Source organism: Clostridium putrefaciens, assembly GCF_900461105.1.
GTDB lineage: Bacteria > Bacillota > Clostridia > Clostridiales > Clostridiaceae > Clostridium_L > Clostridium_L putrefaciens.
The window spans coordinates 2,619,224-2,635,192 of sequence record NZ_UFWZ01000001.1 but is presented as its reverse complement, the minus strand read 5'-3'; the positions used below and the strand labels follow the sequence as shown (position 1 = coordinate 2,635,192).

At 29.2% G+C, this 15,969-nt stretch carries 11 protein-coding genes and 1 pseudogene; all 12 read left to right on the top strand.

Annotation, left to right across the window (positions count from 1 at the left end; genetic code table 11):
• The first annotated feature begins 84 nt into the window (after positions 1–84).
• Positions 85–498, top strand: coding sequence for a GNAT family N-acetyltransferase (locus tag DY168_RS12015; RefSeq protein ID WP_242984123.1), 414 nt, complete (start codon positions 85–87; stop codon positions 496–498).
• On the top strand, positions 477–1,424 hold the full coding sequence (gene rbsK / locus DY168_RS12010) for a ribokinase (protein WP_115641957.1): 948 nt from the start codon (positions 477–479) through the stop codon (positions 1,422–1,424). The genes DY168_RS12015 and rbsK overlap by 22 nt, the downstream gene beginning before the upstream one ends.
• Positions 1,425–1,555: 131 nt before the next feature.
• Positions 1,556–2,476 carry a ribonucleoside hydrolase RihC gene (gene rihC / locus DY168_RS12005; RefSeq protein ID WP_115641956.1) on the top strand — a complete coding sequence of 307 codons (921 nt, stop codon included), beginning with the start codon at positions 1,556–1,558 and terminating at the stop codon, positions 2,474–2,476.
• 26 nt (positions 2,477–2,502) lie between these two features.
• Positions 2,503–3,909, top strand: a complete 1,407-nt coding sequence (gene dcuC, locus DY168_RS12000) for a C4-dicarboxylate transporter DcuC (protein ID WP_115641955.1) — start codon at positions 2,503–2,505, stop codon at positions 3,907–3,909.
• Between the two features lie 496 nt (positions 3,910–4,405).
• Positions 4,406–4,843: pseudogene (locus DY168_RS11995) on the top strand (radical SAM protein); the annotation flags it as partial.
• Between the two features lie 193 nt (positions 4,844–5,036).
• The gene (gene htpG / locus DY168_RS11990; protein ID WP_115641954.1) at positions 5,037–6,920 is read left to right on the top strand and encodes a molecular chaperone HtpG; all 1,884 of its coding nucleotides are present in this window, start codon (positions 5,037–5,039) and stop codon (positions 6,918–6,920) included.
• Between the two features lie 165 nt (positions 6,921–7,085).
• Positions 7,086–7,352, top strand: coding sequence for a hypothetical protein (locus DY168_RS11985; RefSeq protein WP_115641953.1), 267 nt, complete (start codon positions 7,086–7,088; stop codon positions 7,350–7,352).
• 306 nt (positions 7,353–7,658) lie between these two features.
• Positions 7,659–9,653: a methyl-accepting chemotaxis protein gene (locus DY168_RS11980; protein WP_115641952.1), complete on the top strand. Its 1,995-nt coding sequence runs from the start codon at positions 7,659–7,661 to the stop codon at positions 9,651–9,653.
• A gap of 104 nt (positions 9,654–9,757) precedes the next feature.
• The gene (locus DY168_RS11975) at positions 9,758–12,340 is read left to right on the top strand and encodes a GmrSD restriction endonuclease domain-containing protein (protein WP_115641951.1); all 2,583 of its coding nucleotides are present in this window, start codon (positions 9,758–9,760) and stop codon (positions 12,338–12,340) included.
• 217 nt (positions 12,341–12,557) lie between these two features.
• Positions 12,558–13,880 carry an ATP-binding protein gene (locus DY168_RS11970; RefSeq protein WP_172556347.1) on the top strand — a complete coding sequence of 441 codons (1,323 nt, stop codon included), beginning with the start codon at positions 12,558–12,560 and terminating at the stop codon, positions 13,878–13,880.
• Positions 13,881–13,884: 4 nt separating this feature from the next.
• A complete protein-coding gene (locus DY168_RS11965) occupies positions 13,885–14,760 on the top strand; it encodes a DNA-binding domain-containing protein (protein ID WP_115641949.1) in 876 nt (291 codons plus the stop codon).
• Between the two features lie 141 nt (positions 14,761–14,901).
• Entirely contained in the window at positions 14,902–15,954 is a 1,053-nt protein-coding gene (locus DY168_RS11960) for a PTS sugar transporter subunit IIC (protein ID WP_115642490.1), read from the top strand.
• The last annotated feature ends 15 nt before the right edge of the window (positions 15,955–15,969 follow it).

The window sequence follows — 15,969 nt, the reverse complement described above, 5'->3', positions numbered from 1 at the left end:
ATTCATGAAAAATGTTGACAACGGTTACACCTGATGATATCATATTCCATATTGATAAAACGTTTTACCACAGGGGATGTTAAAATGAAAATATGTAAAAATGGCTTAACATGGGATATATATCACAGCATAAGGCAATATGCAAATATGCAACAATATCATAAAGAAGACATTATCGAAGCATTAAAAAACACTGTTTATAGTGTAGTTATATATGATAATGAAGATCCTATTGCTATTGGAAGAGTAGTTGGAGATGGAAGAATTGTATTTTTCATAAAAGATGTGGTGGTTCATCCTAAGTATAGAAATAAAAAAGTAGGAAAAATGGTTGTTGATAACTTATTAGATTATATAGAATCATGCTGTTGTGAAAATGCTTATATAGGACTTATGGCTATGCCTGATACAGAAGGGTTTTATGAAAAATTTGGATTTGTACAAAGGCCAAGTGAGAGATTTGGAGCAGGTATGATTTGTTTAGAAAGAAAGAAGTGATAAATAGTATGAGAAAAGTTATTGTAGTTGGAAGTCTTAATATGGATCTTACAATTAAAGTTGATAATATTCCGAGTAAGGGAGAGACTATCCAAGGTCATGATTTTTTGCTAAATGCAGGTGGGAAAGGTGGAAATCAAGCAGTTGCAGCAGTAAAATCAAATGCAGAGGTATCATTTATAGGAAGTGTTGGAGATGATCCTTTTGGAGCTGAAGCGGTAAGTGCTTTAAAAAATAATGGAATTAATACAGATAGTATTGAATTACATAAAAAGCAACCCACTGGTACAGCTATGATTATATGTCATGAAAATGATAATAGAATAATTTTAAATCCAGGTGCAAATTACGCTTTAACCTTTAATTTTGCAAAGGATAATTTAGATAAACTTGCAAGTAAAGAAGATATATTTGTAACTCAATTTGAAAATAACGTAGATACAACTCTTAAATTAATAGAGTATGCGAAAGGTATTGGAATGGTAACAGTATTAAATCCAGCACCAGCTAGGCTATTTAAAGATGAGTATTATAAACATATAGATATTTTAGTTATTAACCAAAGTGAATGTAAGATGTTAACGGATATATATCCTAACAACTCTTATGAGTGTGAAAGGGCAGCAAAGATCCTTCAAAATAAGGGAGCAAAAAATATTATAATTACATTAGGATCAAAAGGCAGTATAACTGTAACCTTAGATGAAGTAATTAGGATAAATGCATATAAGGTGGAGACTGTTGATTCTACGGCTGCAGGGGATTCCTTTATAGGAGCTTTAGTAGCAAAAATATCTTTTAGTAGCCCTTTATACGAAGCCTTATTATATGCAACAAAGGTTTCTGCTCTAACTGTTACAAGAGAAGGAGCTCAAATATCTATTCCAACTCTTGAAGAAGTTGATAATTTTTTTGAAAATAAATAAAAATCCAATAAATTTGTTAAAAATAAATAAAAGGCTAACAAATATATAAAATATACTTAAAAAGCAAATAAATTTTTAAACATAAATAAAAAATTAATAAATTGTCAAAATATAAAGGAGGCTGAAGCCCAATGAGCAAAAGAAAATTAATAATAGACACTGACCCAGGTATCGATGACGCAATAGCAATAGCAATAGCACTATTTTCCGATAAAATAGATGTAGAACTTATAACAACTGTAGCTGGAAATGTTAGTCTTGATTTAGTAACTGAGAACACATTAAAACTATTGACCTTTTTTGGAAAAAGTATACCTGTAGCAAAAGGTCTTAGAGAGCCTTTACTTGAAAAGTTTGATGATGCAAAAAATGTTCATGGTGCATCAGGAATGGATGGATATGACTTTGGAGAGCCATGTCGTAGTAACTTATTAGAAGAGCATGCAGTTGAGGCAATGAGAAGGACTATTCTTCAAAGTGAAACTCCAATAACTATAATGGCTATTGGACCACTTACAAATATTGCAGTGCTATTAAAAATGTACCCAGAAGTTAAAGCTAATATTGATGAAATTGTATTTATGGGTGGATCTTTGACAAGGGGCAATAAGACAGTTATGGGTGAATTTAATATAGCAACAGACCCACAGGCAGCTAAAATTGTGTTTATGAGTGGTGTGAATCTAGTGATGGCAGGATTAGATATGGGGCTTAAGGCACTAGTATACCCAGAGGATAGTGAAGAAATTAAAACCTTCGGAAAAACCGGACATATGATGTATTCATTATTCCAAAAGTATAGAGGTGGAAGCTTTAAAACAGGATTAAAAATGTATGATAGCTGTGCAATAGCTTATATACTTTGCCCTGAAATGTATGAGATGACAGAAACCTTTATAGATGTTGAAACACAAAGTAATTTAACATTAGGGTGCACTGTGGTTGACTTAAAAGGATACCTAGGAAAATCTCCAAACGCAAAGGTATGTACAGATATAAATGCAAATATATTCAAAGAGTGGTTCATGAGTTCAATTAAAAACTGTATATAAAATAAACATAGGGAGAGGAATTTATTATGAACAATTTTATAATGCTTGGGACAGCTATTATTGCAATTGCTTTAGTAATATACATGCTAATAAAGAAAATGGATATAAAAATAACCTTATTTGCTATTGGTATAATATTAATGTATATTTCCATTGCAATGGGAAATGGTATAGCAATTAAAAAGTTTGAGTCTACAGGGCTTATGTTACTTGACCCATTAAAAGCAACAGCAGATATTTTTAAACAAACCTTATCAGCGGCAGGATTTATCATTTTGATCTTAGGAGGATACTCAGCTTATATGAGTAAAATAGGAGCAAATGATGTTACTGTAAGTGTTTTAACAAAACCAATAGGTAAAATTAAATCAACTTATATATTAGTTCCAATTGTATTTTTATTAGGAAATTTACTTTCTTTAGTAATTCCAAGTGCTTCTAACTTAGCAATTATATTATTAGCTACATTATTTCCAGTTTTAAAAAGGTCAGGTATGAGTACACTAACAGCAGCGGCAGTTATTGCCACAACGGCAACAGTAATACCAACACCTCTTGGAAGTGACAATGTTGCAATTGCTCAAGAACTAGCGAAGTTTCCAGCTTATGCAGGATTAACAGTAACAGATTATGTGCTTAAATATCATGCTATAGTTTCAATTCCTACACTAGGTTTCATGGCAATTTTACATTATTTTTGGCAAAAGTTTATGGATAAAAAACAAGTAAATGACTTGGATAGAGAAGAGGTTGAAATAAAAGCAGTTAGTGAAATTAAGGGATCGGCATTATTTAAAACAGTATATGCATTACTACCATTACTGCCAATATTATTATTGATTATGGTTTACTTCACAGGTTCATCATCAGCATTATCAGTAGAAGTAGCATCAATCTTAAGTTTTATCATTGCAATTATCTGTGAATTAGTTAGGCACAAGGGAGATAATAAGGTTTTGAAAGAAACAGAAACCTTCTTTAAGGGAATGGCAGGTGGAGTTTCAATTGTGGCATTATTAGTAGCAGCCAGCGTATTTGTAGCAGGATTAAACTCAATTGGATTGATTAGTACTTTACAAAAGACTATGATTTCTACACAAGGTACAGGCATGGGAATAGTTCTTCCACTAATCTTGGTAGCGTTATCTATGCTAATAGTATTGCTTTCAGGTAGTGGGACAGCCTTATTCTTTGCAATGATTCCGTTAATAGTTCCATTAGCAGAGGCAGCAGGAATTAGCCCTATTGCAATTTCAGTTCCAATGGGACTTGCAGGAAATCTAATGAGAGCAGTGTCACCAGTGGCAGCAGTTACCGTAATTGTAGCAGGATCTGTAAAGAAAAATGCTATAGACGTTGTAAAGAGAACATCGGTGCCAATGGTTGGTGGAGTTATATTTATGTTTATTCTATCAATGATAATGTTTTTATAGATAGAAGACACAGGAAGACTAATTTTATTTATAGTAATTAGGATAAGTTTTCAAATTATCATACAGTAGACTTAGATATAAGTTTATATTAGAAGTTTAATGAAGTTAATAGAATAATAAGTCAAAAAAGAACAGAGAGTTTAATGATCTGTTCTTTTTTGTATGTAGTATTTTATAGGTGTTATATGAAAGCTTTAGTAATATGATATAATTTATAGTGAGGAGTTACACTCTAAAATATTGAGAACTTTAATCAATATAGCTAGGGCTATTAAACAAATTCAAAAGCAGGATATTCTAAGAGGTGAATTAAATTCCGCTCAATATATTTAGTAATAAATAATTTTAGTAAGAGGGTTGTTATGCTAACAACTTGATCAGCATGGATTTGAAAAGATACAAATCCATTTACAGTATACATTAAAGAAAAAGGGTGAAATTATTAAAGGAAAAAATGAATATAATATTAATTCATTTTTAAAATTGGTATCTATATGTAAGTACTACAAAAGAACGGTTTGAAGTGTTAAAGGTTATGCTTGATAATGGAATTCCTACAGTGGTTTGGCTGAGTCCCATTTTGCCATTTATAAATGATACAGAAGAAAATATAAGAGGCATTCTTAAATATTGCGTAGAGGCGAAAGTACATGGCATTATTTGTTTCGGTATGGGAGTTACTATGAGAGACGGAAATCGGGAATACTTTTACAAGAAACTGGATGAATATTTTCCCGGTATGAAAGATAGGTATATAAAAACGTATGGCTACTCCTATGAATTAACTAGTGATAACAATAAGAAGTTAATGAAGATTGTAAGAGAGGTATGTGCATCCAATGATATTTTGTTTGAAGTGGACCAATGCTTTGAATATATTCATAAATTTGAGGATAAAAAAGGTTATGAGCAGTTGGTGCTTCCTCGACTATAAAGGTATAGGAGAATGAGGAGTATTACACTTCATTTTCATTTCAATATTGACATGTTAAATAAAATATGTTATATCTGTATTAGGAGTTAGCACTCACACTTACAGAGTGCTAACAACAGATTTATCTATATTATATTTTTTACTGCGCTACATTTTTTGTTACGTGGTTTTTATTCTGAAGGGAGAGAATTACATGGAAACAAAAGAATTTAAAGCAGAATCTAAAAGACTGCTAGATCTAATGATTAATTCAATTTATACTCATAAGGAAATATTTTTAAGGGAACTTATATCTAACTCTAGTGATGCTATTGATAAAATTTATTACAGGGCATTAACAGATGATAGTCTAAGCTTTGATAAGGAAAGCTACTATGTAAAGATAGCAGCAGATAAGGAAAATAGAATATTAAAGATTACTGACACTGGTATAGGTATGACAAAGGAAGAGCTAGAAAATAACCTTGGGGTTATAGCAAAGAGTGGATCTTTAGCTTTTAAGAAGGAAAATGATTCTAAGGATGGCCATGACATTATAGGTCAGTTTGGTGTTGGTTTTTATGCTGCATTTATGGTAGCTGAAACAGTTACTGTGATTAGTAAATCTTTAGATAGTGATGAAGCTTACAAGTGGGAGTCTAAAGGAGCAGAAGGATACACTATAGAGCCTTGTACAAAGGATTCTGTTGGTACTGAAATAATATTAAAGATTAAAGAGAATACTGAAGATGAAAATTATGACGAGTACTTAGATGAATATAGATTAAAAGAAATCATTAAAAAGTATTCTGATTTTATAAGATATCCAATAAAGATGGATATAACTAATACTAAGTTAAAAGATGGCACTGAAGATGAGTATGAAGAGTATATAGAAGAACAAACTATTAACTCAATGGTGCCAATATGGAAGAAAAATAAAAGTGAGCTTAAAGAAGAGGATTATGATAAGTTTTATGAGGAAAAACATTACGGATATGATAAGCCTTTAAAGCATATTCATATAATTGTAGATGGAGCTGTTAGATATAATTCAATATTATTTATTCCACAAAACACTCCTTATGATTATTACACAAAGGAATATGAAAAAGGGTTAGAGCTATATTCAAGTGGAGTACTTATTATGGATAAATGCCAAGATTTATTACCAGACTATTTTAGTTTTGTAAAAGGTATGGTAGATTCAGAGGATTTATCTTTAAATATCTCAAGAGAAATGCTTCAACACGATAGACAGCTAAAACTTATTGCAAAAAACATTAAAAATAAGATTAAAAGTGAATTATTATCTTTATTGAAAAATGAAAGAGAAAAGTATGAAAAGTTCTATGAGTCCTTTGGTAGACAATTAAAATATGGTGTTTACAATGATTTTGGAGCAGATAAAGAAATGTTACAAGATTTACTTATGTTCTATTCTTCTAAAGAGAAAAAGCTGGTAACTTTAGATGAATATATTTCTAGAATGCCTGAAAGTCAAAAATATATATACTATGCATCAGGTGAATCTAATGAAAGAATCGAAAAGCTTCCACAAACTGAATTAGTTGCAGAAGAAGGATATGAAATATTATACTTTACAGATGATGTGGATGAATTTACAATTAGGATGCTTATGTCCTATAAAGAAAAAGAGTTTAGATCAGTTTCTAGCAATGATTTAGGTATTGAAACTAAGGAAAACGAAAAAGAAGAAGAAAAGGCACAAAAAGAGGAGAATAAAGAACTCTTCGAATATATGACAAAAGCATTATCAGGAAAGATAAAAGAGGTAAGAGCATCTAAGAGATTAAAACATCATCCAGTATGTTTCTCTAATGATGGTGAAATATCTATAGAGATGGAAAAGATATTAAATTCAATGCCAAATAATCAAGAAATAAAGGCAGATAAGATACTAGAGATCAACACTAATCATGATGTATTTAAAGCTTTAAAGAGTGCTTTTGAAGGAGATAAAGAAAAATTAGATCTATATACTAATTTACTATATACTCAAGCACTATTAATTGAAGGATTACCAATTAATGATCCAGTAGAATTTACAAATGATATATGTAAGATAATGAAATAGATAAAAGATAATAGATAAGAGACTTCCTATATTTAGGGAGCTCTTATTTTTTGCGTAAATTACAAGATGTAACAAGTTCCGACAAAGATCATAATATAATAGTGGGAAATAAATTATAAAATCATATAAAGCGTATTAGATTATATAAAGGGAGGTAGTTATAAGATGGCTTTTCCAGTAACCTCTTCAACATTAACTGAAATGCAAATTACAGATGCTTTAGTAGAGGCTGAAGCTGGCATACTTCAATGTATGGCAGCTGAATTTTGCAATGATATAGTTCCTGCACTTAAAGGTGGAACATCAGCTATGGAGGTAACACCAGTTACGAGAATAGATGCAGAAAAAAGGGCTAGATTAGTAAAAGAATTTTTATGCGCTTATGCATGTAAAGAATGTGCAATTGCGGACATAATAGATGCAGTTGCCTGAAAGATATCAGTAGATAATGGAATAATTAAAGAAGACTGTGACTGTAAGTGTTAGAAAAGAATTTTATTTAAAATATATTTTAATTTATATTAAATCAAGATATATAGTTTTAAAATTCGCCATATTAATATAAATAGGTGGCGAAAAATGGAGATTATAAGTAATAATTATTTAACCATACTACATAATGTGTTAAAATATTCTAAAAGGATAGGTGTAACTATAAGATGTAGAAAGGATTAAATATAGTTATATATAAATCAAAAATGTTAAAAATATTAAAAGTAAACTAATTAGGAGGAAATTATGAAAAGTATAAAATCAAAGCTAATAGTATTTCTAGGATTGTTAATAGGGGTTATATGCATAGGGCTTGGGAGTGTTTCGTTCATAAGTTCATCAAAAGCATTAACCTCAAATATAGGAAAAACGTTACCAAAACTTGCAGAAGAATCCGCAAGTAATATTGAAGGGAGAATTGAAGGAAATCTTAAAACACTAGAAGTTATAGCAACAAGACAAGACATAAGAGATACTCAAAATTCATGGGAAAGTAAGGAGTTGATTCTCTTAGAAGAGGTTAAAAGAAATGGTAGTATAAAGATGGGTATTGCAGATAAAAACGGAGATGTAAAATATACTGATGGCAAAAGTGCAAATGTTAAAGAAAGACTCTACTTTCAAAAGGCATTGGCAGGAGAAAGTCACATTGAAGATCCCTTAGTGAGCAAGGTAGATGGAACAATTGTAGTTATATTTGCAACGCCAATTAAAATTAATAACGAAATTATAGGGGCTCTAATTGAAGTAAGTGACGGTAATAGATTAAGTGAATTAACAAGTAACATTAAATTTGGAGAAACAGGTAATGGATTTATGATAAAAAAAGATGGTACATTCATTGCCCATAGTGATAATAATTTAGTTATGAATATGTACAATACTATTGAGGAATCAAAGAAGGATCCCAAATTACAAAAGCTTGCTGATATTCAAAAAAAGATGGGGCTTGGAGAAATAGGAATAGGTAAATATCAGTTTGAGGGAATACATAAATACATAGGATATGCTCCTGTTAAAGGTACTGAATGGTCAGTCGGGATAGTAGTATCTACAAACGAGATATTATCAGAACTTAATGGACTTAAAATATCTTTTGCGGTATCGTCTATACTATTTTTATTAATGGGACTTTCAATGGTTTATGTAATTTCAGAAAGTATATCTAAAGGAATAAAATCAACTTCAATACATTTGGATTTATTAGCAAAGGGTGATTTATCTAAAGATGTTCCATCTAAATACTTAAATTTAGAAGATGAGGTTGGAGCTATGACTTATTCAATGAAAGTTATGCAACAATCGTTAAAAAACATGATTAATGGAATAAAGGATAGTTCTTCAAATATTAATATCCAATCAGAAAATTTGTCGGCAGTTGCAGAAGAGATATCTAGTTCATCGCAAAATGTTGCTGAAGCTATAAATCAAATTGCTGGAGGTACAAGCTCTCAATCTGAAGATTTAATAAATGTAACAGAAGTTCTTAATGAGTTTAGTCATAAGTTATCTGAAGTTGTTAATGAAATGGACGTTTTGGATACAAGTGCTAGAGGTATTAGTTCAATGGCAAATAATAGCAGTGGTTCTATGAATGAATTAAACAACTCTGTAACAAATGTTACTTCTTCATTTAACACATTTAATAGAAAAATTATTGAACTTGGGAAAGATATAAATGAAATAAACGATATTACTAATATAATAAATAATATTGCAAAGCAAACAAACTTATTAGCATTGAATGCCGCTATTGAAGCAGCTAGAGCAGGTGAATCAGGAAAAGGATTTTCAGTGGTAGCAGATGAAATAAGAAAGCTTGCAGAACAATCAAAGATATCATCAGAAAGAATTAGTATATTAATAAGTGAAATATCTAATAATGCTGATACAATAGTTTTAGACTCAGTTAATATGGATGATGAATTAATAAATCAGGTTAAGATTATTAATAATTCAATAATGTCTTATAAAGATATTATCGAAGCAATTAATGAAGTAATTCCTAAAATTGAAACAGTTAAAAATTCTACAAAAGATATAGATAAGGATAAGGATAATATTTTACGAAGAATAGATACGGTATCATCAGTTTCACTTGAAGTTTCAGCATCATCAGAAGAAATTGCAGCATCATCAGAAGAAACTAATGCAGCCACAGAAGAAGTAGCTCAATCAGCACAGATGCTTAGCAATATGACCAATAAAATGCTTGAAGAAGTAAATAAATTTAAAATATAAATAAGATGAATTATATTTTGTGGATATACTTCTTAGAATACATAATTATGTTTAATGTTACACTTATAATGACTTAGAATTGTTACGAATAAGGAGAAAAAGGTATGGACGCTATTATTAAAATTTCAGACCAGATAGAAAACATTCTTAAAAATCACATTAAGGTTGAGACTAAGGTAATGGCTGTAGACAGCCTATTTGGCAATATGAGGTTTCAAAATAAGATTATATTTAATCCCTATTATCAAAGGAAATACGTTTGGGATTCAGAAAAAGGAACTTATTTTATAGAAAGTATCTTACTTGGCACAGAAATACCACCGTTAGTTTTTTTTAATACAAGTGATGGAAAGATAGAAATTATTGATGGAAGACAAAGGTATGAAACTATAAAGAAGTTTTTAAATGATCAAATTATACTTACTAATAGGGGATTAGATACTTTAAAAGGATTAGCAAAACGAAAATATTCTGATTTAGAAGATAGTATAAAAGAGCTATTATTAGATACTAAATTAAGGATAATAGAATTTACTATAGTAAACGAAGCAAAATTAACAGAGAGTCAAGAAGATTTAATAAAAAAAGAGATTTTCAAAAGATATAATTCAGGTATAACACCACTTAAATCTGTTGAAATAAATAGGGCTAAATACAATCATGATGATGTAACAAATTTATTTAAAAGTAATCTTTTGAATAATAAAACACATAAATTCTATATAGAACAATTATTTTTCAATGGAAAAGGTAAGAATATATCAGTAGATGCAATTATGGATAAGATAAGAAGATATTTAGTGATTCATAAAATACCTGTAAAATACTTTTCAAAATCAAATAATCGTAAATTAGTCATAGAGAAGTTATATGAAATACTTATGTTAGAAATTAGTGATCCTAAGGATGAATACAATGATTTTATGGACAAGATATTAACCTTATATAAATTTAAAGAGTTACTAGATCTTAATAAGGCTAAATATAATGTACTTGTATTTGAATGTATTTTATGGGCGTTATATATTTGTGATTATGAACATTGCAAAATAGAGGATATTGATTATGATACAAAGTTTTATTGTGGATTAATGAATCATATTATTAAAGGATTTGATAAGTATACAACAGTGGAAAGTCATTTTTATAAAAATTATGAGCCTAGATATTATTATACTTTAGAATACTTTTCTAGTTATTTAAATAAACCACATCTTCTAGAAATATATGTTGAAAGTCAATATAAAGATGTTGACTTTAAAGATGAGAATATAAATAGAGAAGATATAAATCTTAAGATAAATGAATTACAAGATTTAAGGATAAAGAAGCCAGAACCATCTAGTATAACTGTAGATGAATTAGGAAGACAAATGCTTAGAGGGAAATATTTAATTAGACCATCCTATCAAAGAGATGAGGTAATAAATATATTTAAGTCATCATCCATTATAGAAAGTATTTTGTTAGATATTAAGCTACCACCTATTTTTATTTATAAAAGAAATGATGGTGTAAGTGAAATTATAGATGGTCAGCAAAGATTGCTTTCTATATTAGGATATGTTGGTCAGGGGTTTAAGGACCAAAGTGGTAAGGAGGAATTCTCTAAAAAGAATAAATTCAAACTTAAAGGACTTACTATATTAAAGGATGAGATAGATGGTAAAAGGTTTGTAGATTTGACTTTAAATATGCAAGAAAAGATACTGGATTTTAATTTAGCAGTTGTTGAAATTGATGAAGATAAAAATCCTAATTTTAATCCAATAGATTTATTTATAAGATTGAATAATAAGCCGTATCCTATAAAAGACAATACATTTGAAATGTGGAATTCATATATTGATAAAAGCATAATAACTAAATTAAAAGAATTAGCTTTTAGTTACGAAAATTGGTTTTATTTTAGAAAAAATAATAAACGCATGGACAATGAAGAAATGATGACATCTTTAGCTTTTTTATTTTATAACAAGGAATATGGTGAAGTATCCAATAATATAGGATTAAATATTTATCAAAAAGGTAATAGAATCAATTTTAGAATACCAGATAAAAAAGAAATCACAAAACTATTAGTAGATGCATCAGCAAATAAAGATATAAAAAGCGACTTTTTTAAATCAATAAAGTTATTAGAGAGTTTCATAAGAAAACTTGAACTAGTGTTAATTGATCAAAACTTATCAAATAAAAATAGGGATGATTTTTTAAAGGATGAATTAAACAAGCTCTTTCAAATAAAAGCAAATTCAAGCAGAAGAAGCTTACAAGATCTATACTCCTTGTGGTATATCTTAAGTCCTTTGAATATAAATATGATTAAGAAATATAGAGAAAAAGTTAAAGAAGATATTTCGGTTATATTTATTATGTCAAAAGAAGTACCTGAAGATTCATTAGAATATTATAAGCAAAAGGTAAATGAATTTAATGACTTATATATAATTAAAAAAAGAAATTTAAAATTAAATTATGATGAGGTAGAAAAGTTAATTCAAACTCAAAATAATAAATGTCCTATTTGTAGAGGAAGTTTATATATTGGAGATTCAACTCATAATGATCATATAAAAGCAATCGCAATAGGTGGACAAGACACAAAAGAAAATATACAAGTTGTTCATTCAAGTTGTAATCTAAGCAAAGGTATAAAAGAGGACTATCAATTAATTATTGAATAATACCTAGCGTTATACAAGGACATAATATATTTTCAATAAAATATTAATACTAAAAGCATGTATTTAGATTTTATATTTAAATACATGCCTTTTTTATACTTATAAAATATAATCATGATTAACATTGTTATTTATATAACAAAACCTTGTAAATATAAAAGGTTTTCAGAAAAAAATGTCGAAATATTTATATAATACATATAAAAGGATTGATTTTATGGATGAAGGTTTTAAGCTAAAAGAAAATGTTATATTCATGGCAGCTATTGCAGCGCTATTTTCACAAGTTTATATGGGGATATTGGTAGAAAACTTTAATGTATCTTTTGGTATTGTAATACTAATAATAATTTTTTATGAAGAGGATATAGAAGATAAGTTAAAGACAGGGATGTTTTGTGGTGGCTTTGTCTGTATATTAAGAGCATTTATATATTTTCTACAGTCTGGTGGAATACTTCATTATTTTGGTGAAGGATTAATCAATTACTTTCCAGAGACTATATTTTATACAGGCTATGTTATATTTTATTTAATATTTAATAAAAGGATAAAGACGGTGAATAAACTTTTCTTTTACACCATAATATGTGACCTTTTTGCTAATATTTTAGAGATGACGGTGAGGACTTATCTTTTAAGAGAGGTAGTTAGTATAAAAATATACATAGGTCTAGGTATAGTTGCAATATTAAGATCTTTTTTCATATGGATTATATTAAATCTTATGAATAGATATAGTATAAAACTTTTAAAAAGAGAACATAAAACTAGATATATGAACCTTGTCATGGCTAGTTCAAGGATGAAAAGTGAAGTGTATTTAATGGAAAAGACTATGGATAATGTTGAAATAGTTATGAGTAAATCATATAAATTTTATAATGAGATAAAGTCCTTTAAAAAGTATCCAAAATGGGAGAGTGAAGCAGTAGAAATAGCTAAAGATATACATGAAATAAAAAAGCAAATAGCGCTTATATCAAGGGGTGTTATAGAAATAACTGATGATAAGGTTGATGAAAAGGTTATGGAGTTTTATGATGTTTTAGACCTTATAGGTGAAATTATGGAGCATTTACTTAAAGATAAGAATATAAATTTACATATAGAAAAGGGACAAAACTTCAATACAATGAAGCATTATTATTTAATTTCTGTATTTAGAAACATTATAAATAATGCTATAGACTCAATAGAACAAAGAATATCAATAGATTCAGATGAGTTACTAAAAGTGTATAATGGAAATATAGATTTAATTCATTACATAGTTCAAGGGAAAGAAGAAAAATACCATGCTTTTAAGATTAGAGATAATGGACGGGGAATTTCAAAAAAAGATACTGAACACATATTTAGCCCAGGATTTTCTACTAGGATAAACTTTGAAACTGGAAGTATCAATAGGGGGCTTGGACTTAGTATCGTAAAAGATATAATAGAAGTGAAGTTAAATGGGATAGTTAAGTTTACTTCTATAGAGGATCAAGGGACGGAATTTATTATTTTAATCCCACAATCTGAAATAGAGGAGTGATTTTTTGAAAATACTTATAATAGATGATGATTTTAATATACATAACATATTAACTATGATAATCGAACATGAAAAAATAGGTGAGGTAATAGAAAATAAGGATTTAGATAGTACTAATATTTTTAAATTAATAGATAAAGATAAACCTAAAATTATTATAGTTGATTTATTAATGCCAGATAAGGATGGTATAGAAGTAATTAATGAAATACGAAGTAAATATAATAATATAAAGTTCATTATGATATCTCAAGTAACATCAAAAGATATGATAGAAAAAGCTTATGAAAGTGGTATAGAATTTTTTATAAATAAACCTATAAATGCTATGGAAGTTAAAGCTGTTTTATCTAGAGTGATAAATGATATAATTATGAGAGAAAAGTTAAATAAGATACAAACCTTATTTGAAGTTGATAATTTAAAAATAGGTGAAGCTAAGTTAGATGACAAAGATAATTTTGACGAAAATGAAGAATTTATGTCAAATGTTGAAGATAGTATTAAAGGTATTATGAAGCAAATAGGAATATTAAGCGAAGGGGGAGAAGAGGATATAATAAGAGCTTTAACATACATTATAAAGCATGATGGCGTTTTGGATAGAACAACTTTAAATGACTTTTTTAAAAAGATATCTTCTAAGCCTAAATCTACAGAGCAAAGAATAAGAAGGACTGCATTTAGAGCTATGACAAATCTAGCTAGCCTTGGAATAGAAGATTATATGAATGATACCTTTACAGAATTCTCCACATCTCTTTTTAGTTTTGATGAAATAAAAAGAGAAATGGACTTCATAAGAGGTAAGGGGAAAGAAAGAGGTAAAGTTAACTTAAAGAAGTTTTTGCAAGGAATTCGTTATTATATTAACAAATAGCACCTATAAGAATTTTGTATAGCATGTTATAATTACTAATTTGAAGCTCCTTGAAACCTTATGAAGGTAAAGCGTTACAATCAGAATAATTAATGAATTTGAATTATTTTGATTAAAAAATTTGAAGGAGTGAGCATTATGATGGACATAATAATAGGTATAGGACTGTTGCTATTTACACTAGCTTTATTTTCAATTTTTAGTTTTAAGGCCCCAAAAGGAAATAAAGCAATGTCGGGACTTGCAAATGCAGCAGTAGCAACTTTTCTTGTAGAGGCAATACATAAGTATATAAGTGGTGATTTTTTAAACTTAAGTTTTTTAAGACAGGTAGGAGAATCATCAGGCTCTATGGGCGGAGTTGCAGCAGCTATATTAGTTCCAATAGCAATGGGGGTTAATCCTATATATGCAGTAGCGGCAGGGGTGGCGCTTGGAGGATACGGAATACTTCCAGGATTTGTGGCTGGATATATAGTAGGACTTGTAGCACCAATTATAGAGAAAAAGCTTCCGGAAGGGTTAGACACCATAGTTGGGGCTCTTGCAATAGCACCTTTAGCAAGAGTTATAGCTTTAGGCGTAGACCCAGTAGTAAACTCAACATTGATTAGCATAGGGGAAATGATATCAACAGCAGCGCAACAATCTCCATATGTAATGGGATTTTTACTTGGTGGAATAATGAAGATAACTTGTACGTCTCCACTTAGTTCAATGGCACTCACTGCAATGATAGGACTTCAAGGTTTAGCTATGGGTATAGCTTCAATAGCCTGTGTTGGGGGTTCTTTCACTAACGGTATTATGTTTAAAAAGCTAAAGCTTGGAAATAAAAGCAATGTAATAGCTGTTATGTTAGAACCTTTAACACAAGCTCATATCATAACGAAACATCCAATACCCATATACTGTTCAAATTTTTTAGGTGGGGGACTCGCAGGACTTGCAGCAGCATATTTTAAAATAATAAATAATGCACCGGGAACAGCATCTCCAATACCAGGGCTTTTAGCACCTTTTGGATTTAATGATCCAATGAAAGTAATATTAGCCATTGTATTTGCAATTGTTGGGGGAACTGTAGCAGGAATTTTAGGTTCCATAGTATTCAAAAATTATGGAAAAGATAAAAATGCAGCCATTGAAGAAGAAACTGATGAATTAAGCATGGAAGATAAAGCAACTGCTTAGTAAAGGAAAGATTTT